General features: G+C 75.2%; 16 protein-coding genes. 10 read left to right on the top strand and 6 right to left on the bottom strand.

Annotated elements, in window-relative coordinates; translation table 11 throughout:
• From ABZZ17_RS22140 to ABZZ17_RS22170, 7 genes are all read left to right on the top strand, one after another.
• The coding region (locus tag ABZZ17_RS22140; RefSeq protein WP_356878015.1) for a GTPase-associated protein 1-related protein at nt 1–1,490 on the top strand (1,490 nt) is incomplete at its 5' end.
• 170 nt (nt 1,491–1,660) lie between these two features.
• On the top strand, nt 1,661–2,683 hold the full coding sequence (locus ABZZ17_RS22145; protein WP_356878016.1) for a 3-oxoacyl-[acyl-carrier-protein] synthase III C-terminal domain-containing protein: 1,023 nt from the start codon (nt 1,661–1,663) through the stop codon (nt 2,681–2,683).
• The gene (locus ABZZ17_RS22150; RefSeq protein ID WP_356878017.1) at nt 2,680–3,423 is read left to right on the top strand and encodes a glycosyltransferase family 2 protein; all 744 of its coding nucleotides are present in this window, start codon (nt 2,680–2,682) and stop codon (nt 3,421–3,423) included. Before ABZZ17_RS22145 ends, ABZZ17_RS22150 begins: the two co-directional genes overlap by 4 nt.
• Nucleotides 3,423–4,949, top strand: coding sequence for a class I adenylate-forming enzyme family protein (locus ABZZ17_RS22155; protein ID WP_356878018.1), 1,527 nt, complete (start codon nt 3,423–3,425; stop codon nt 4,947–4,949). Before ABZZ17_RS22150 ends, ABZZ17_RS22155 begins: the two co-directional genes overlap by 1 nt.
• Complete coding sequence (locus ABZZ17_RS22160) at nt 4,946–5,743, top strand: glycosyltransferase family 2 protein (RefSeq protein ID WP_356878019.1); 798 nt, start codon at nt 4,946–4,948, stop codon at nt 5,741–5,743. Before ABZZ17_RS22155 ends, ABZZ17_RS22160 begins: the two co-directional genes overlap by 4 nt.
• Complete coding sequence (locus ABZZ17_RS22165; protein WP_356878020.1) at nt 5,740–6,846, top strand: cytochrome P450; 1,107 nt, start codon at nt 5,740–5,742, stop codon at nt 6,844–6,846. The genes ABZZ17_RS22160 and ABZZ17_RS22165 overlap by 4 nt, the downstream gene beginning before the upstream one ends.
• 2 nt (nt 6,847–6,848) lie before the next feature.
• Nucleotides 6,849–7,760, top strand: a complete 912-nt coding sequence (locus tag ABZZ17_RS22170; protein WP_356878088.1) for an NAD-dependent epimerase/dehydratase family protein — start codon at nt 6,849–6,851, stop codon at nt 7,758–7,760.
• Here ABZZ17_RS22170 and msrB read toward each other — a convergent pair.
• From msrB to ABZZ17_RS22190, 4 genes are all read right to left on the bottom strand, one after another.
• A complete protein-coding gene (gene msrB / locus ABZZ17_RS22175; RefSeq protein ID WP_356878021.1) occupies nt 7,732–8,148 on the bottom strand; it encodes a peptide-methionine (R)-S-oxide reductase MsrB in 417 nt (138 codons plus the stop codon). The two genes, ABZZ17_RS22170 and msrB, sit on opposite strands and share 29 nt — an antisense overlap.
• 15 nt (nt 8,149–8,163) lie before the next feature.
• Nucleotides 8,164–9,558 (bottom strand): UDP-N-acetylmuramate--L-alanine ligase, encoded by a 1,395-nt coding sequence (gene murC / locus ABZZ17_RS22180; protein WP_356878022.1) that lies wholly within the window; start codon nt 9,556–9,558, stop codon nt 8,164–8,166.
• Between the two features lie 67 nt (nt 9,559–9,625).
• The gene (locus ABZZ17_RS22185; protein WP_356878023.1) at nt 9,626–10,093 is read right to left on the bottom strand and encodes an indole-3-glycerol phosphate synthase; all 468 of its coding nucleotides are present in this window, start codon (nt 10,091–10,093) and stop codon (nt 9,626–9,628) included.
• A gap of 149 nt (nt 10,094–10,242) precedes the next feature.
• Nucleotides 10,243–11,025, bottom strand: coding sequence for a pyrimidine reductase family protein (locus tag ABZZ17_RS22190; RefSeq protein ID WP_356878024.1), 783 nt, complete (start codon nt 11,023–11,025; stop codon nt 10,243–10,245).
• Between the two features lie 36 nt (nt 11,026–11,061).
• Between ABZZ17_RS22190 and zapE the strand changes: the two genes are divergently transcribed.
• From zapE to ABZZ17_RS22205, 3 genes are all read left to right on the top strand, one after another.
• Nucleotides 11,062–12,165, top strand: a complete 1,104-nt coding sequence (zapE, locus tag ABZZ17_RS22195; protein WP_356878025.1) for a cell division protein ZapE — start codon at nt 11,062–11,064, stop codon at nt 12,163–12,165.
• Between the two features lie 61 nt (nt 12,166–12,226).
• The gene (locus ABZZ17_RS22200) at nt 12,227–12,652 is read left to right on the top strand and encodes an OsmC family protein (RefSeq protein WP_356878026.1); all 426 of its coding nucleotides are present in this window, start codon (nt 12,227–12,229) and stop codon (nt 12,650–12,652) included.
• Nucleotides 12,653–12,809: 157 nt separating this feature from the next.
• Entirely contained in the window at nt 12,810–14,150 is a 1,341-nt protein-coding gene (locus tag ABZZ17_RS22205) for an alkaline phosphatase PhoX (protein ID WP_356878027.1), read from the top strand.
• A 25-nt stretch (nt 14,151–14,175) separates the two neighbouring features.
• On the opposite strand, the gene ABZZ17_RS22210 is transcribed toward ABZZ17_RS22205, so the two are convergent.
• Together ABZZ17_RS22210 and ABZZ17_RS22215 are read right to left on the bottom strand one after the other, a co-directional pair.
• Entirely contained in the window at nt 14,176–15,036 is an 861-nt protein-coding gene (locus ABZZ17_RS22210; protein ID WP_356878028.1) for an immunity 49 family protein, read from the bottom strand.
• Nucleotides 15,037–15,047: 11 nt separating this feature from the next.
• Complete coding sequence (locus tag ABZZ17_RS22215; RefSeq protein ID WP_356878029.1) at nt 15,048–17,774, bottom strand: hypothetical protein; 2,727 nt, start codon at nt 17,772–17,774, stop codon at nt 15,048–15,050.
• Between the last annotated feature and the right edge of the window lie 159 nt (nt 17,775–17,933).

A 17,933-nucleotide genomic window follows, 5' to 3' on the forward strand; every position in this document is an offset into this window, starting at 1 on the left:
CCGGGCCGGGCCCGTCGGCGCCGGGTGCGGACGGCGGCCCGCCGCAGCGGGCGGCGGGCCCGCTGGAAGCCGCCGGGCACCGGGATGCCGCGGGCGGCGTACGGCGCGAGGCGGCGGGCCCGGCCGGCGCGCCCGGCCCGGCCTTGCCCGCGGCGGGTCCGGTCGCAGGCGACGGCCCGGAAGGGGCGGGTGGCCGCCTCGCACGGGTGGCCGATGCCCTCGGGGCGGACCCGGCCGCGCCGCTGCCGGAGGTGGCCCGCAAGCTGGCGTTCGCGCTGCTGGGCGATCCGCGGCGGGCGTACGGGGAGGACGTACGGGCCGGGCTGACGGAGCTGCCCGCGCTCCGGGTCCTCGTACTCGACCGGCTGGACGCCCTCGCCGCGGGCGATCCGCCCGCCGGGGTCCGGCTGTTCGCCCGTACCGGGCTGCGGCTGGGGGCCGCGGAGGCGGTACCGCACCTGCGCCTGTGCGCGCGGGCCGCCGAGGTGACGCGGGACGAGCCGGACCGGGTCGTCGCCCTCGACACCCTGCTCCGGGCCTGCGGGGTCTCCCTGTACGCCGAACCGCTGGTGCTGCGCACGGGGATGCGGCTCGTGTGGGACGGGGACCCGCCCGGGGCGGACGAGGCCCTGCTGGTGCTGGCGACGACGGGCGCGCCGGTCCACCGGGACGCGGGCACCTGGGAGCTGCTCGCGCAGGCCGCGACCCGGGCCCCGGCGGGGGATCCGACGGCGGCGGACCTCGCGCGGGAGGTCCTGGACCGGTTCGGGGCGGAACTCCCCGACCGGCTGCGGCAGGCCCTGCGGGCGACGGCGGAGGCAGCGGCCGGGACCGGAACCCCTGCCCGGACCGGAACGCCGGCGGCGGCCGGGGCGACGCCCGCCCCCGTACGGCAGGCCGCTCCCCCGCCGCGGGAACCCGGACCCGGGACCCGGGAGCACGCCCTCGCGCTCGCCGCCGCCCGGCTGCTGGCGCCGGACCCGCCCGACCCGGCCGCGGTGCGGGCGCTGATCGACAGCGAGGACGCCGCGCTGCTGGCCGCGTACCGGCAGGCGGCGCGGGACCCCCGGGTCGGGGAGCTGCTGCGCCGTTCGCCGCGCTACCTCGCGGGCTGCTTCGCCGTGTGGTCCTCGCATCCGCAGGCGGGCCCGCGCTGGCAGGAGACCCGGGAGGACCTGCTGTCCGGCGTGCTCCGGGCCGCCGTACGGGACCTGCCGCCCGCGGCGCTCGCCGAAGCCGAGGAGGAACTGGCGGGGCTCGGCGGGCGCCGGGCGGAGGAGTTCCGTGCCTGGTGCCGCCCGAAGCCCTTCGCCCGGCTGCGCGCCGGGCTGCGCGCCCGGCTGTCCGGAACCGGGCGCCGCCGGCTCCCGCCCGCCCCCGCACCGGAGCGCGGCACCGCGGCCGCCGCCCCCGACGGCCCGGCCGGCGCGGACTGGGCCGGGATCACCCCCCGCCGCCGGAACCCCGAGCGGGACGGGCCCGCCACGTAACGCCCCCGGCGGCGGGCCCGGGCCCGCCCCGGGCCGGCCGGCCAGCCCGGTGTGCTGCCGTCCCGGTGGGACCGGGCGGGCGGAGCCCGGGGCTCCTACTCAGCGGCCCCGCAAGGGATCTGAGCATCCGTACTCAGGCCGCGGCGCGGCCGCCTTGTCATCGTGAGGGCATGCTCATTCAGCCCTGTGATCCGCCTCCGCGCGCCGGGATAACCGCCGTCGGCAGCCTGTTGCCGGGGGACGTCCTGACCTCCGACGACCTCCAGCGGGAAGTGGCCCGCCCCGGCGGTCTCGCGCTGCCGCCGGGGATCCTGACCAAGGCCACCGGAATCGTCTCCCGCCGCGTCGCGGCCGAGGGGGTGTACGCGTCCACGCTGGCCGCGGGCGCGGCCCGCCGGGCCCTGGACTCCGCCGGTCTGACCCCGCACGACGTGGACCTGCTGGTGTTCGCCTCGGCGTCCCGGGACATGGTCGAGCCGGCCACCGCGCACATCGTGCAGGCCGAACTCGGCTCTCGGGCCCACGCCCTGGACGTGACGAACGCCTGCAACAGCTTCGTCAACGGCATCGACCTCGCCCGGACGATGGTCCTCGCCGGGCGGGCGCACCGGGCCCTGGTGGTCACCGGGGAGACCCCGAGCCGGGCCGTGCGGAAGGCTCCGGCGGACTTCGCGGAGTTCCGCGACGGGTTCGCGGGCTACACCTTCGGCGATGCCGGGGCGGCCGTGGTCGTGGAGGCCGTGGAGCGGGGCGGGATCCTCGACGTGGACACCGAGACGCATTCGGAGCACTGGGAGGTCGGGGGCATCCCGGGCGGCGGTTCGCGGCACCCGCGGGGGGACTCGTACACGTACTTCCAGGGCGACGGCCACGAGTTGCGCGGGGTGTTCGAGAAGGTGGGCACCGCGGTCGTCGACCGGACGCTGCACCGGGCGGGCACGGACTGGGACGGCTTCGCGAAGGTGCTCGTGCACCAGGTGACGGTGCCCTACCTGGAGCGGTTCGCGGAGCTGACGGGGGTGCCCGCCGAGAAGCTGGTGGTCACGGTCCCGGAGCTCGGGAACGTGGCGAGCGCGAGCATCGGGGTGCAGCTGGACCGGGTGTTCGCCGCACTGGCCCCGGGCGAGCGGGTGCTGTTCGTCGGTCTCGGCGGCGGGATCAGCATCATGACGATGGTCTGGGAGAAGTCGTGAGCGCCCGCATGTGGGTGGTGGTGCCCGCGCACGAGGAGGAGCTCCGGCTGGCCGGGACGCTGCGGGCGCTGGCCGCGCAGCGGGACCGGGACTTCACCCTGCTGGTCGTGGACAACGCCTCGGCGGACGGCACCGGGGACATCGCGCGGGCGTTCGCGGCGGACGCGCCGTTCCCGGTGGAGGTCATCGAGGAGCCGGACAAGGGGGTCGGCTCGGCCGTGGACACCGGTTTCCGGTACGCGATCGCGCGCGGTGCGAGCCTGCTGGCCCGGACGGACGCCGACTGTCTGCCCCGGCCCGGCTGGACGGGCGCGGCGCGGGCCGCGCTGCGGGAGCGGCCGGGGCTGGTGTGCGGGCGGATCGTCGCGCGGGGCGACGAGCACGGCCCGCTCGGCCGGGCCGTGTTCGCGGGCCTGGTCTCGGTGGCGGCGCTGTTCGGGCGGCTGCGGCCCGGGCACGCCCGCCGCAACGGCTACCGGGCCCCGTACCGGATGCACGCGGGGAACAACATGGCGATCACCGCCGAGCTGTACCTGGCCGTCGGCGGGATGCCCCGGCGCCCCTCCCCCACGGACCGGCTCTTCCTCAACGCCGTGCGCCGCCACACCGACCGCATCAGCCGCTGCCGGTCGATGGTCGTGGAGAACTCCACGCGCCGGATCAGGGCGTACGGGATCGCCGGCACGGCCCGCTGGTACCTCGACCAGGGCAGCGGCGCGCACGGAACGGACCCGCGCTGATGCTGGACCGGCTCGGACACGCGCTGCGTTCCCGGCCCGAGCGGCCGGCGGTCCTGGCCCCGAGCCGTACGGGCGCCACCCGGGTGCGTGCCACCCGGGGCGAACTCGCCGACCTGGCCGACGCGTACGCCGCCGCGCTGCACGCGCGCGGCCTGCGGGCCGGGGACACCGTCGGGGTGGCGGTACGGCCCGGGCCGCGCGCCCTTGCGGTGCTGCTGGCCCTGTGGCGGCTCGGGCTGCGCGGCGCGGTCCTCGACCCGGGGGCCGGGGCGGAGGTGCTGCGGGCCCGGCTCGCGCTGGCCCGGCCCGGCCTGGTGCTCGCCGACGCGGCCGCGCAGGCGGTAGCGGGGTGGGCCCGGCCGCTGGCCCGCCGGTCGGGGCTGGAGCTGCCGGAGCTGTCCGGTCTGGGGCCGGTGGCCACCGTCGGCCGCCGGCTGCCGGGGTGTGCGCCCGCGCTGGAGTCGGGGGCGCCCCGGACCGGGGTGCCGGCCGCCCGGGACGCGGACGGCGACGCGGTGATCGTGTTCACCTCGGGCACCACGTCCCGGCCGCGTGCGGTGGTGCACAGCCGGGCGGGGCTGGGCGCGGGCATGGAGACGGTGTCCGCCCTCTTCGCGCCCGGCTCCGGCGGCGGTGACGCGCCGGTGCTGGGCGGGACGTTCTTCGTGCTCGTGCCCGCCCTGACCCGCGGGGCGCCGGTCGCCCTGCCGGCCCGCTCGCCGCGGGTGCTGGCCCGGCAGCTGGCGCGGCTGCGGCCCGAGGACACCTATCTGACGCCGCCGCAGCTGCGGGACGCCCTGGACGCGGGGGCCCTGTTCACGGGCCGGGTGTGGACGGGTTCGGCTCCGGCGAGCGCCGGGCTGCTGCACCGGGTCCGGCAGGCGGGCGCGGACGAGGCCTGGGGGGTGTACGCGCTGACCGAACTGTTCCCGGCGGCCGCGGTGGAGTCCCGGGAGAAGACCGCCTTCGAGGGGGCCGGTGACCTGGTGGGCGCCCCGCTGCCCGGGGTGCGGGCCGTCCGGGACGACGCCGGTCAGCTGCTGCTGACCGGGCCCGCGGCCCGGCACCGCTACCTGGGGGAGGAACCCGATCCGTGGGTGCGTACGGGAGACCGGGCGCGGCTGGACCCGGCCGGGCGGATCGTCCTGGAGGGCCGCTGCAAGGACATGGTGCTGCGGCGGGCGGAGAACATCTACCCGGGCCTGTACGAGCCCGCGCTGCACGTGCCCGGGGTGGAGCTGGGCGTGCTCGTCGGGATTCCGGCGGGCGACGGGGACGAACGGCTCGTCGCGGTGGTCCAGCCGCGGCGCGGAGTCGCCGAACCGGCCCTGCGCGCCGCCCTGTCGGGCCCGCTGCGGCGGATGGGCTCGGCCCGGCCGGACGCGCTGCTGTTCGCGCGGATCCCGCTGTCGGGGCGCTCCCGCAAACCGGACCGGGCGGCGGCCTCGGCCCTGGCGGCGGCCCGGCTGGGCGTGCGGGGTACGGCCGGCGCGCAGGGCCGGGGCCGGGGCCGGGGCCGCGGATGAGGGCGCCGCACCGGGGCCCGCGGGAGGCGGACACCGGGCCGGACCTGTGGGTGGTCGTGCCCGCGTACAACGAGGAGCGGGCGATCGGGGCCACGCTGGCCGCGCTCGCCGCCCAGGACGACACCGGCTTCTCGCTGGTGGTCGTCGACAACGCCTCCACCGACGGGACCGCCCGGATCGTACGGGAGTTCGCCCGGTCGGCGCCCTTCCCGGTGGTGCTGGTCTCCGAGTCCGAGCCCGGCGCGGGGACGGCCGCCGACACCGGTTTCCGGTACGCGGTGCGCGGCGGGGCGCGCCTGCTGCTGCGTACGGACGCGGACTGTCTGCCCGCCCGGGACTGGACGGCCGTCGCCCGGGCGGAGTTCGGGCGCGGCGGCGAGATGCTGTGCGGGCGCAGCGTGCCGCGCCGCGACGAGCGGCCCGGCTTCGCCGAGGCCTGGCTGCTGCCCGCGCTGGTCCGGCTGACGTCCCTGTACGGGCGCTACCGGGCCGCGCACCGGGATCCGTGCTACCGGGCCCCGTACGTGCTGTGCCACGGCCACAACCTGGGGATCACCGCCGGTCTGTACCTGCGCTGCGGCGGTGCTCCGAGGGAGCCGCTGGAGGAGGGTTCGGAGGACGTGGAGCTCCTCAACCGGGCCCGGCAGCACAGCGCGCGGATCGTACGGGTCGAGCGGCTCGTCGTGGAGAACAGTCTGCGGCGGCTGCGGTCCTGGGGTGCCCGGCGCACCCTCCTGTGGTACTGGGACCGGCGTTACCGGCCCGCCGACACGAAAGAGGTCCACGTCCGATGAGCACCACCCGTGCGGAGGCCACCGGCCACGCGAAGGCCCGGCGCCGGGACCGCCTCGTCTACCTGCGCAGCCATCCGCTGCTGTTCGGGCTGCTGGCGGCGACCCGGGGGCGGGGGGTGCGCCGGCTGGGCGGGACGCTGCTGGTGCACGACGCGGACGCGTACCGCGAGGCGCTGACCCGGCTGCCGCTGGACCGTGCGGCCGCGGGTACCACGGGCGGGGCGGCGCGGGCCGCGCTGCGCGGGGCCGGGGACGTGCTGTTCGACCAGGAGGGCGCGGGGCACCGCGCGGACCGGCGGTCGCTGGCGCGGCGGCTGGGCGCGGAGGGGATCGCGGAACTCCGGCCGGTGTGGCGGCCGTTGCTGGAGCGCGGGTGCGCCCCGCTGGCCGGGGGCGGGGAGGTGGACGTGGTGGCGCTCGCGCGGGAGGCGGCCGGGACGGTGGCCGGCGCCCTGCTGGGGTCGGAGGCGGAGCCGGTGGCGCTGGCGGAGGCCGCGGCGCGGGCCGCGGCGGCTTCGGTGCGCGGCCACCTGCCGGGCCCGCCCCGCCCCGGGGCGGCGGCCGCGGCGGTCCGGGAGGCGGAGCGGCTGCGGACGCTGCTCGGGGGCGGGGACGCGCTGTCCTCGATGGTGGCGGTGGCCGCGGTGAACACCACGGTGGCGGCGGTGCCCCGGGCGGTCGCCTGGTGTGCGGACGCGGGCCTGTGGGGGCAGGCGGCGGACGCGGAGCTGCGGCCGCGGCTGGCGGAGGAGCTGTTGCGGGTGACGGCGGCCTCGCCGGTGCTGCCGCGGGTGGCGGCGGCGGCCGGGTCGGTGGGCGGCTGTCCGGTGCGCGGCGGTGACCGGCTGGTGCTGGTGGCCCGGCACGCGGCGGGGGCGCACCGGCGGGACCCGGACGCGCGGGATCCGGCGGGGCCGGGGGCGGCGCGGCTGGTGTTCGGGGCGGGGCCGCACGCGTGTCCCGGGGCGCGGCTGGCGGCCGTCCTGCTGGGCGACGTACTGGAGGAGCTGGCTCCGTACCGTCCGGTGGTGACGCGGGCGCGGGTGGACCGGCGGGCGGCGCTGCCCGGCTGGCGGTCGCTGACGGTGCGGGCGGGGGCGTGAGGATGCGGATCGCGGTGACGGGGGCGAGCGGGTTCTGCGGCGGGCAGGTGGCCCGGTCGGCGGCCGCGGCGGGGGCTTCGGTGGTGTGCGTGGGCCGTCGGCCGGGGCCGGTGGGGGAACACCGGTTCTGGGATGCGGCCCGGGAGGAGCCGGACCTGGCGGGTGCGGACTTCGTGGTGCACTGCGCGGCGGCCGTGGGCGATCCGGCGCCGGGCTCGCGGGCGGAGGCGGCGATGCGCGCGGTGAACGAGGGCGGTACGGCGCGGCTGCTGCGGGCGGCGGCGGGGCGGCCGGTGGTGTGGGTGAGCAGCGCCAGCGTGTACGACCCGCGGCGGTCGCGGGAGCGGGTCACGGAGGACCATCCGCGGGCGGGGCACCTGAACGCGTACGGCCGTACGAAGGCGGCGGGCGAAGCGCTGGCGCTGGCCGGGGGCGCCGTGGTGCTGCGTCCGAGGGCGGTCTACGGGCCGGGCGACACGCAGCTGCTGCCCCGGCTGCTGTCCAAGGTCCGGGCGGGGACGCTGTGGCTGCCGGGCCCGGACGTGCGGCTGAGCCTGACGGCGGTGGAGAACCTGGCGGACGCCTGTCTGGTGGCGGCCGGCTGGGCGCCGGGCGCGTACAACGTGGCGGACGCGGAGCCGTACGGGCGGGACGCGGCGGTGGGGGCGGTGCTGCGGGCGCACGGGGTGCGGGCCCGGATCCGGCACCTGCCGCTGCCGGTGGCGTTCGCGGTGGCCCGGGCGGCGGAGTCGGCGGCGCGGCTCGGCGGCTCGGAGCCGTTCCTGAGCCGGTACGCGGTGGACCAGCTGGCCCGCCCGGTGGTGCTGGACGTGGGCAGGGCCCGGTCGCGGGGGTGGACCCCGCGCCGGACCCTGGAGGACCACCTCAGCTCGCTGCGGGCTCCTCGGGCGTGAGGCGCAGGGAGATGCTGTTGATGCAGTACCGCTGGTCGGTGGGGGTCGGGTAACCCTCACCTTCGAACACGTGGCCGAGGTGGGAGCCGCAGGTGGCGCAGCGGACCTCGGTGCGGACCATCCCGTGGGAGGTGTCCGCGATCAGCTCGACGGCCTCAGTGTCCTTGGGGTCGAAGAAGGACGGCCAGCCGCAGTGCGATTCGAACTTCTCCGTGGAGCGGAACAGCTCGGCGCCGCAGCCGCGGCAGGAGTAGACGCCCTCCGTCTTGGTGTCGGTGTACTCGCCGCGGAAGGCCGGCTCGGTGCCCGCCAGGCGCAGCACCTGGTACTCGGACGGGGTCAGCTCGGCCTGCCACTGCTCGTCCGTCTTCTGGACCTCGTACGCCATGACGTTCCCGCTCCCTCAGTTCGACAGGCGGGCGAGGATCTGCGGTCCCAGATCCGTGACGTCGCCCGCGCCCATCGTGAGAACGAGATCACCGGGCTTGGCCATTCCCGCGATGACGTCGGCGACGGCCTCCTTGGAGTGCTCGGCGGTGACGTCGGCGCCCGCGTTCCGGGCCGCGGTGATGATGATCTCGCTGGTGATCCCGGGGATCGGGTCCTCGCGGGCCGGGTAGATGTCGAGGACCACGGAGGCGTCGGCGAGGGCCAGGGCCTGGCCCATCTCCTTGCCGAGCTCCTGGGTGCGGGAGAAGAGGTGGGGCTGGAAGACGACCAGGATGCGGGAGTCCCCGGCGGCGCCGCGGATGGCTTCGAGGTCGGCGGTCATCTCGGTCGGGTGGTGCGCGTACGAGTCGATGACCTGCACGCCGGCCGACTCGCCCTTGAGCTGGAGGCGGCGCTTGACGCCGGTGTACTTGCCGAGGGCGGAGGCCAGGTTGTGCGCCGGGATGCCGAGGGCGACGCCGGCGGCGAGCGCGGCGACGGCGTTGTGCGCGTAGTGCCGGCCGGGGACGGAGACGGTGAAGGTCAGCATCCGGTCCTGGAGGACGACGGTGACCTCGCTGGTCAGACCGCGCGGGGTGATCTTGGTGATGCGGACGTCGGCGGTGTCCTCCTCGCCGTACGTGACGATCTGGAGGCCGGGGTTGCCCGCGACCCGGGCGGCGATCTCGGCGGCGCCGGCCTGGCCGTGGGCGACGACGAGGGTGCCGCCGGGCACGATCTTGGAGACGAAGGTCTCGAAGGACTCGTAGATCTCCTCCATCGACGCGTAGTTCGCGTGGTGGTCGAGCTCCGCGTTGAGGATGATCGCGACCTGCGGGGCGTACTTGTGGAAGCTGCGGTCGCTCTCGTCCGCCTCGGCCACGAAGATGTCGCCGTCGCCGTGGTGGGCGTTGGAACCGGGGGCGTCCAGGTCGCCGCCGATGGCGTACGAGGGCTCCAGGCCGAGCGCCGAGAGGGAGACCGCCAGCATCGACGTGGTGGTGGTCTTGCCGTGGGTACCGGCGACGGCGATGGGCCGCAGGCCCTCCATCACGCCGGCGAGGGCGTCCGAGCGGTGCACGACGGGGATGCCGAGCTCGGCGGCCCGGGCGAGCTCGGGGTTGTCGGCGCGGATGGCGCTGGAGACGACCACGCAGGTGGAGTCGTCGGCGAGGTGGCCGGCGGCGTGCCCGACGTGGACCGTGGCCCCGTGGGCGCGCAGCGCCTGGGCGGTCTCGGAGTCACGGGAGTCGCTGCCGGCCACCCGCGCGCCGCGCTGCGCGAGGATCTTCGCGATGCCGGACATGCCGGCGCCGCCGATGCCGATGAAGTGGGGCCGTTCCATCGCGGTCGGCAGGCCGGGCTTCATTCAGGTCGCTCCAGGATCGTGTGCGGGGTGCGTCGTGTGCGGGGCTGTGCGGTGTGACCGCCCCAGCCTATTCGTTGTGGGCGAAGAGCTTGAGCACCGGAACCCCGACCTTGTGCCGGGCCCGGGAGGCCCAGTCCCGGTGGAAGAACTCCTCGACGAAGTGCGGGGCGGTCAGGACGATCACCTCGTCCGCGTTCGTCTCGTCCACGACGGCCTTCAGCTTGTCGAGGGGATGGTCCTCGACGATCTGGCCGGCGGCCGTGGCCCCCTTCGCGCGCAGGGCGGTCAGGGAGTGTTCGAGGGCCACGGCCGCGGGCCCCCTGGCCTGGTCCCCCTCGGGTTCGTCACCCTCGTGGACGGCCTCGGGAAGCTCACCGAGCGCTACGTCGTCGATGGCACGGAGCAGTCGGTCCTGGTCGCCCCGGGGTTGCATGAGGACGACGAAGGAGACCTGGTCGTCTCCGTGCAGGGTGGTGACGAAGTCCACGTCCACCGTGGTCAGCGGCTGCTCGATCATCAATACGCTCGTGAACACGGACGCCCTCTCCTTCATGGGCCGAGGCCGGTCGGCCGGCCCCTGCGGAAACCATCCTGCCCCGCTGTCCCGCGGAGCCTTGCGCAGATATGTGTGCCCAGGTATGTGCCCGGCGGAAGCAAAGCGGAACGACAAATTCCGCCTCTTTGTCAGATCCGACGGTAGCTCGTGAACAGGAACCCGGCCTCTTCCAGTACGCGGGCCGGCACGAGCCGGTGCGGAACCGTGACGGAGGGGCCGCCGGCGATCCGCTGGGCGTCACCCGCCGTGAGCATCGGGGAGATCGTGAGGCACAGCTCGTCCAGCACGTCGGCGGCCACGAACTGGCCCAGCAGCCTCGGCCCGCCCTCGGTGAGCTGACGCCGCAGCCCGCGCCCGGCCAGCTCCCGCACCGCCCGGCCGGGGTCCACGACGGCCCCCTCGCCCGCGACGACCACCTCGGCCCCGGCCTTGCGGGCCTCCTCCACCCGGTCCGCGGGCGCGGCGGCCCCCGTGAGCACCAGGGTCGGCTCCAGCGGGGACGTGAACAGCGGCAGGCCGAAGTCCAGGTCCATGCTCGCGGTGATCACCGCGATGGCGGGGGCGGGCCCCTGCCCGGCCGCCTCGCGGCGGGCCGCGAAGGCCTCCCGCGCCCGGGCCGGACGGTACCCCTCCTGACGAACCGTTTCCGCTCCGACGACCACCACATCGGCCAGCGCCCGCAGGGTGCCGAAGATCCGCATGTCGGTCTCACCGGAGATGGGCTGCGAGCGCCCGTCGTGCTGGGCGGCCCCGTCCAGGGTGGAGACCATGTTCGCCCGCAGCCAGTGCGCGCCGGGGGCGAGCTCGGGGTAGGCGTAGGCGTCCGCGATCTCGTCCAGCGACCACTCGTGGCCGGCCGGGTCCTGGGACGGGGCTGATGTCTGATCGGTCACAGGGAACAGGCGTCGCATCGGTGCAGTGTGCCACGCCCCGTAGAGTTAAGAGCTGTGTCAACATCACTCTCCACCTCCGGTTCTGCCTCCGGGCACCCGATAGCCGACGCGGGCCCGCTGGCCCTGTGCGCCCGCGAACCGCGCGTGCCCGCCGAACGGCTGGTGGCGGAGATGGTGCCGCCGCCGCGCTTCGACTCGGTGCGCTTCGACACCTACGACCCGGACCCGGCCCAGCCGAGCCAGGCCGAGGCCGTCACGGTCCTGAGCGGCTTCGCCGCCGGCCTGGGCGGCGCGCACGCGAGCGGCTCCGGCAAGCGCCGCTGGTTCTCCAAGGCCCCCAAGGCGGCCCCCGCCGGTCCGCGCGGGGTGTACCTCGACGGCGGCTACGGCGTCGGCAAGACCCACCTCCTCGCCTCCCTGTGGCACGCGACCCCCGCGGAACCCGCGCTCAAGGCCTTCGGCACCTTCGTGGAGCTGACCAACCTCGTCGGCGCGCTCGGCTTCCAGCAGACCGTGCAGACCCTGGGCGGGCACCGGCTGCTGTGCATCGACGAATTCGAACTCGACGACCCGGGCGACACCGTCCTGGTGTCCTCGCTGCTCAGCCGTCTGGTCGAACAGGGCGTGGCGCTCGCCGCCACCTCCAACACGCTGCCCGGCAAGCTCGGCGAGGGCCGTTTCGCGGCCGCCGACTTCCTGCGCGAGATCCAGGGGCTGTCCGCGCACTTCCGGCCGCTGCGGATCGACGGCCAGGACTACCGCCACCGCGGCCTGCCCGAGGCCCCCGCCCCGTTCACGGACGAGCAGGTCGCCAAGGCCGCGTACGCGACCCCGGGCGCGAGCCTCGACGACTTCCCGGGCCTGCTGGACCACCTGGCGAAGGTGCACCCGAGCCGCTACGGCGCGCTCACGGACGGCATAGCGGCGGTCTGCCTGACCGACGTGGGCCCGGTCCCCGACCAGTCGACCGCGCTGCGCCTGGTGGTGCTGGCGGACCGGCTGTACGACCGCGAGGTCCCGGTCCTCGCCTCCGGAGTCCCCTTCGACCGGCTGTTCAGTGAAGAAATGCTCAACGGCGGTTATCGGAAGAAGTACTTCCGAGCCATATCGCGGCTCACCGCGCTCGCCCGTGACGCGAAACCCCTGGTGGCCCAGTAGGTTTGGCACGGCCGGGCGCTTCTGGGGCCCGGCCGTTTCCACGTCTTCGAAGGGATCCACCATGGCCACCACGCGCACGTCCCACACGGTCTGGGAAGGCAACCTCCTCAAGGGCTCCGGCGTCGTCACCCTCGACTCCTCGGGCCAGGGTTCGTTCGACGTCTCCTGGCCCTCGCGCGCCGAGGCCGCGAACGGCAAGACCAGCCCGGAAGAGCTGATCGCCGCCGCGCACTCCAGCTGCTACTCGATGGCGCTCTCGCACGGCCTCGACGGCGCGGGCACCCCTCCCACCCGGGTCGAGACCAAGGCCGACGTCACCTTCCAGCCCGGTGAGGGCATCACCGGCATCCACCTGACCGTGCGCGCCGAGGTCCCCGGCCTCGACGCGGAGGGCTTCGCCGCGGCCGCCGAGGACGCGAAGAAGAACTGCCCGGTCAGCCAGGCCCTGACGGGTACGACGATCACCCTGAGCGCCGAACTCGTCTGAGCGGCCCCGCCGCTCCACCCGCCGGGCCCGTGTGCGCACCGCACCGGGCCCGGTGGGGTGACGGGCGCGGGCCGGCGCACGCGCCGCCGCCCCCGGGCGGGCACGGCGTGGTACCACGGGCCGGTCACATCTCCAGCGGATCAGCGGGGAGTTGCCGATGTCCGTCACCCGACGCAGCCTGCTGGCGGCAGGCGCGGTCTCCTTCAGCGGGGCCCTGGGCGCGCTCTTCGCGACCGGTACCCCCGCCCGCGCCGACCGCGGTTACGGCCCGCTGCTGCCCGATCCGCGCGGGCTGCTCGACCTGCCCGCCGGATTCTCGTACCGCGTGCTCTCGCGCGCCGGGCAGCCACTGCGCTCCGGCGAGGGCACCGTACCGGGCAACTGTGACGGCATGGCCGCCTTCGGCGCGGGCGGGGGCCGGATCCGGCTGGTCCGCAACCACGAGAACCGCACCACCGCCGCGCTGCGCGTCCCGGCCGTCGACGGCCTCACCTACGATCCCGCGGCGCTGGGCGGCTGTACGGTCCTGGAACTGGATCCGGCGGGCGGGCCCGTCTCCGAGCGCGTCGCCCTCGCCGGTACCGCCGTCAACTGCGCGGGCGGCCGGACCCCCTGGAACACCTGGCTGAGCTGCGAGGAGACCGAGGACCGGGCCGGCACCGCCGGATACGCCCGGGACCACGGGTACGTCTTCGAGGTCGACCCCGCCGAGCCGCACCGCCTGGGCGCGGTGCCGCTGACCGCGCTGGGGCGCTTCGCCCACGAGGCCGTCGCCGTCGACCCGTACCGGGGCGTCGTGTACGAGACCGAGGACGCCTTCGTCGAGCCGTTCGGCCTGTTCTACCGGTTCCTGCCGGCCCGGCCCCTCGGCGGGCGCGGCTCCCTGCGGGCGGGCGGGGCGCTGGAGGCCCTGCGCGTGCCCGGGCTCGCGGACCTGGCTGCGGTGGACCGGCCCGGGGCCGAGTTCCCGGTGGAGTGGGTCCCCGTACCCGACCCCTCGGCCGGTACGACGCCGGTCCGGCTCCAGGACTTCGGGCCGCGCGGGATCACCCACGCGCAGAAGCTGGAGGGCTGCTACTGGGACGGCAACGGCGTGTACTTCGTGTCCAGTTACGCCCGCAGCCGCGAGGGCGCGGCCGCCGACCACCAGGGGCAGGTCTGGTTCTACGATCCGTCGCGGCGCCGGCTCCGGCTGGACGTGCTGTTCGGCCCGGCGGCCGGGACCGCGCTGCCCGGGGACTCCCCCGACAACATCTGCCTGGCCCCCGACGGCGGGCTGATGGTGTGCGAGGACGGTGGCGGGGACCAGTACGTGTTCGGCGTGACGCCGGCCGGGGACGTCTACCCGGTGGCCCGGAACGCGGACGACGTGGGGACGCCCGGGGACCCCCAGTGGGGGGAGTTCGCGGGGGTCACCTTCTCCCCCGACGGCCGGACCATGTTCGTGAACGCCTACACGCCCGGCACCACCTTCGCGGTGACCGGCCCCTGGCGGTGAACCGGAACCCGCCGGCCGGGGCCCGTCAGACCTCGAACTCCCCCAGCCAGGAACGCCGGAGCAGGTGCTCGGGCAGGTACGGGGACTCGACCCCGACCGGGATCCCGCCGTCGTACGCGAGGCAGGCGACGGCGAGGACGGCGACCGGCACCCGGCCCTCGATGTCCTCCGCCCGCTCGGGCGTGGCCGTCCAGTACCGCTTGTGGAGTTCCAGCGCTTCGACGAGCGCGGCCCGGAAGCCCTCCTCGTCCTTGCGCAGGAACTTGTAGAACAGGTTGATCGGCGGGTACTCCACGTGCTGGATGTACTCCCGGCCCGCGATCACCGCCACGTCCGGATGCGACCGGTCGAACGTGGCGGTCAGCTCCTCCACCAGCTCCGGCCGCTTCAGCCAGTACGCCTGGAGCGCCGCCACCCAGTGGTACTGGTAGTCGTCGTGCTCCGCGCCCGAAGCCCGCAGCACGTCGAGGGGCAGCTCGCACAGCTCCGTCATCCGCGGCTGGTCGCGCGTGATGACCGCGTACCAGAACGCGCGCAGCCACGTCGACGGGCGCGCGTCGTGGCCGGGACCCGTCGCGGGCAGGGTCCGCAGCGCGTGGTGGATGCGGCACCGCGTCGTGCCCTCGGTCATCCCCGCCGTACGGAAGAGCGCCGAACCCAGCTGCGCGGCGTCGACCACCGTCTCCCACGTGGTCAGTTCGGCCGCGGTCGGATCGACGAGGGTGCGCGACTGCACGTGCAGGTCGGCCTGGTTCCAGACCCGGCCGAGCTGGCCCGGGAGCGCGTCGAGCTCCTCGATGTTCGCGACCAGCCGCTCGTCCTGGCTCCTGACCCAGTCCGCGCTCTCGGGCTCGGGGCCGGCGTGGCTCTCCACGATGACCGTCATCTCTTCCCCTGTCACTTGCTGATGTCGAACCGCTGGATGGTATGCCCGGTGTACGTGCCCGTGTTGTCGGCGCCCTTGACCACCACGTAGTCGATCTTGTTCGCCTTCAGGGCCGCGTCGAGCTTGTCGAAGAGCGCCTGCTCCCGCGGGTCCTTCCTGGCGCGCTTCTCCATCTGCTTGAGGATGTCCTCGAAGTACGCGCGGGTGCCCTGCGACACCCGGTCGGCGCCGATGCGCCGCTCACCGAGCTCGGTGCCGACGTTGCCCTTGGCCTCGACCACCACGTACCGGTCTCCGTGCCGGTAGACCTGGTCGAACTGGTCGTTGCCGTTGGCCGGGCCGTAGACCGTCTCCTCCTTGGCGCCCGGGAACTCCTTCGGTATCGCGTGCTCGCGGGCGATGGCCTCGCCGAACTCCTCGCTCCTCTTCGAGACCGCCTCGTGGAACGGCTTGTGGCGGGCCCTGGCCTCTTCCATCGCGGCGAGGGTCTCGTCGGTGGGCGCCGCCTTGTGCGCCGCCTTGGCGTCCGTGTATTCCGTGTGCGGCTTGCGGTCCGCCTGCATGGCGTCGTGGCGCTCCTTCGCCGCCGCGTCGAGCTTGTCGGTCATCTCCTTGGTGACCGTGGGGTGCTCGTGCCCGACCGTCTTGGCGTCGGTCAGGTAGTTCGGCGGGACCGGCGGCGGCAGTTCCGACTTCGGGACCCACTTGCCCGGTGAGACCTCGACCAGCTGCGGCGGGACGAGTCCGGTGTGGTCCGGCACGATCCGGATCCGGTGTCCGAGCTTGTTGTAGTACTGCTGGCGGTACCCGTCGGTCGGGTCGTTCGCCCGGTGGACCTGGTACTCCATGATCTGCTTGCGCTCGGCGGTCGTGTAGTCGTGCGCGTTGTCCCGGTGCGGCGGGAGCGCGGGGGGCTCGCCGTGGCCGGGAGCCGCCGGACCCGCGCCGTCGGTGCCGTGGCCCGCGCCGCCGCCGGGCTCGTGGCCGAGGTTGTCCGGGACTCCGCCGCCCTGGTGGGGGATGCCCCCGCCGCCGCCCGGGCCGTGCCCGAGGCCGTCCGGGACGCCGGCGCCGCCCTGGTGCGGAACCCCGTCGCCGCGGCCGCCCGTCGAGGGGGTGTCGGTGTGGTGCGCGCCGCCGCCCGTGGGGGTCGTGTCCCGGCCGCCGCCGTGCGTGCCGCCGCCACCGCCGGGTTCGGTGTGGCTGTTGCGCGGCGTGTTGTCGGCGAGGCCGCCGGGGGTGTTGTCCGCCACTCCGCCGGGGGTGTGGGTGGCCACTCCGCCCGGGGTGTGGGTGGCCGCGCCGCCGGGGGCGTGGGCGGCGTTGTCGGCCGTGCCGGCCACCGAGTGGGCCGGGGCGCCGACCGGGACCGGCTCGCGGGCCGGGGTCTCGGCCAGGGGGTGGTCCGGGCCCTTCGGGACCGAGGTGAGGTCCTGCTTGGGGGCGCCCGTGTGGTCCAGGAGCTGGTTGGTGGTCTTGTCGTAGTACTGCGGCCGGCCCAGGGAGTCGTCCAGCAGCCGGACCGTGTCGTCCGGGTGCGGGAAGGTGACGCCCTCGGGAGCCTGCGCCTTCGGGATGTCCCGCCACACCACATCGTCGACGCTCGGGAAGGCCCCGTCAGCCTTGCCGAAGTTCGCGAACAGGTCGCCGATCTTCAGCTTCGCCAGGGAGCCCGCCTTGCCGATGTACGTGATCGGGTCGATCAGCCTGCCGGCCTTGCCCGCGACGCCGATGACCTTCGCCACCGCACCCGTCTTGGCCACCGCGCCCGCGCCGCCCGTGAAGACCGTCGTCAGGACGTTGAAGGTGACCGCTCCGGCCGCCCGGGCCGGGTTCTTGCCCCACTCGTCCCACGCCACCAGCGCCTTGCCGGTCTCCTTCATGGCGGTACGCGAATCCCGCAGCCAGCCCGGCAGGTCCTTCTCGTCGGCCGTCCAGAACGCCGTGCCCACGCCCGGCATCGAGGTGATCGCCAGACCGGTCGCCAGCTTCGCCAGACCCGTCCAGGCCTGTCCCGCCGCGTCCCAGCCGTCGACGCCGACCAGCGTGCCCAGGCCCCGGACCGTGCCCCAGATGCCGTCGACGATCAGGCCGTCCCATACGAAGGACTTGACCCAGTACCCGACCTCCCAGGCCCGGTGGGTCTCCTCCAGCTGCGAACCCCACGGCAGGTCCTGCGCCTTGTTCAGGTCCTCGCCCTTGTAGCCGTACATGTTCGCGCCGTGCGAACCGTCGTCGGCCGTCAGGGGCGGCGCGCAGTACAGGGCCCGGATCTTGTTGGCGCAGGTCCGCTCGGCGGCCCAGAAGGCGGACACCGCGGCGTTGACGTCGTGGATCAGATCGTTGTTCTCGTCGATCTTGTCCCCGTCGTCCTTCCAGTGCTCGTCCCCGCTGATCTTGCTCGTGAAGGCCGTCGCCTTCGCCTGGAGCTCCTTCAGCCGCGCCACGATCGGCCGCGCCTCGGTGACGTACTCGCCCAGCGCCTTCGCCGCCGACTCCAGCTGGTCCGCGAAGAAGTCACTGTCCGTCTTGACCGGCTTCGTCGTCGCGAACAGCTTCGCCGCCTCCGGCGCCGAGTAGAACGCCGACAGCCCCTGGAACTCGGAATCCACGTTCGACCCGGCATCGCGGAACGTGCCCGCCGCCGTCGTCAGCTTCGCCTTGTCCAGCTCCAGCGACGCCAGGTCGCCGGTGAACTGCGGGATCGTGCACGGATTGATCGGTACGTGGTCCGTCACTTCTGATCCGCCCCCGGAAGATCGATCTTCAGTCGTCGCCTCTTCGCACTCGCATCGTGCAATCGTCCACCTGTCTACCCAATCGGAGTCACGAATTCAAACCCTCTTTCCCACAACGGCGTTGTGGCCGGGCATCGCCCGCGGCCCCGTCCCGCCGTG

This window comes from Streptomyces sp. NPDC006512 (genome assembly GCF_040611935.1).
GTDB lineage: Bacteria > Actinomycetota > Actinomycetes > Streptomycetales > Streptomycetaceae > Streptomyces.

What these genes read in the sequence shown, in the direction of transcription:
- msrB (WP_356878021.1), bottom strand. Translation starts at nt 8,148, where the DNA reads ATGGCGTACGAGGTCCAGAAGACGGACGAGCAGTGGCAGGCCGAGCTG.
- ABZZ17_RS22210 (WP_356878028.1), bottom strand. Translation starts at nt 15,036, where the DNA reads ATGACGGTCATCGTGGAGAGCCACGCCGGCCCCGAGCCCGAGAGCGCG.
- ABZZ17_RS22160 (WP_356878019.1), top strand. Translation starts at nt 4,946, where the DNA reads ATGAGGGCGCCGCACCGGGGCCCGCGGGAGGCGGACACCGGGCCGGAC.
- murC (WP_356878022.1), bottom strand. Translation starts at nt 9,558, where the DNA reads ATGAAGCCCGGCCTGCCGACCGCGATGGAACGGCCCCACTTCATCGGC.
- ABZZ17_RS22205 (WP_356878027.1), top strand. Translation starts at nt 12,810, where the DNA reads ATGTCCGTCACCCGACGCAGCCTGCTGGCGGCAGGCGCGGTCTCCTTC.
- ABZZ17_RS22145 (WP_356878016.1), top strand. Translation starts at nt 1,661, where the DNA reads ATGCTCATTCAGCCCTGTGATCCGCCTCCGCGCGCCGGGATAACCGCC.
- ABZZ17_RS22190 (WP_356878024.1), bottom strand. Translation starts at nt 11,025, where the DNA reads ATGCGACGCCTGTTCCCTGTGACCGATCAGACATCAGCCCCGTCCCAG.
- ABZZ17_RS22155 (WP_356878018.1), top strand. Translation starts at nt 3,423, where the DNA reads ATGCTGGACCGGCTCGGACACGCGCTGCGTTCCCGGCCCGAGCGGCCG.
- ABZZ17_RS22165 (WP_356878020.1), top strand. Translation starts at nt 5,740, where the DNA reads ATGAGCACCACCCGTGCGGAGGCCACCGGCCACGCGAAGGCCCGGCGC.
- ABZZ17_RS22170 (WP_356878088.1), top strand. Translation starts at nt 6,849, where the DNA reads ATGCGGATCGCGGTGACGGGGGCGAGCGGGTTCTGCGGCGGGCAGGTG.
- ABZZ17_RS22200 (WP_356878026.1), top strand. Translation starts at nt 12,227, where the DNA reads ATGGCCACCACGCGCACGTCCCACACGGTCTGGGAAGGCAACCTCCTC.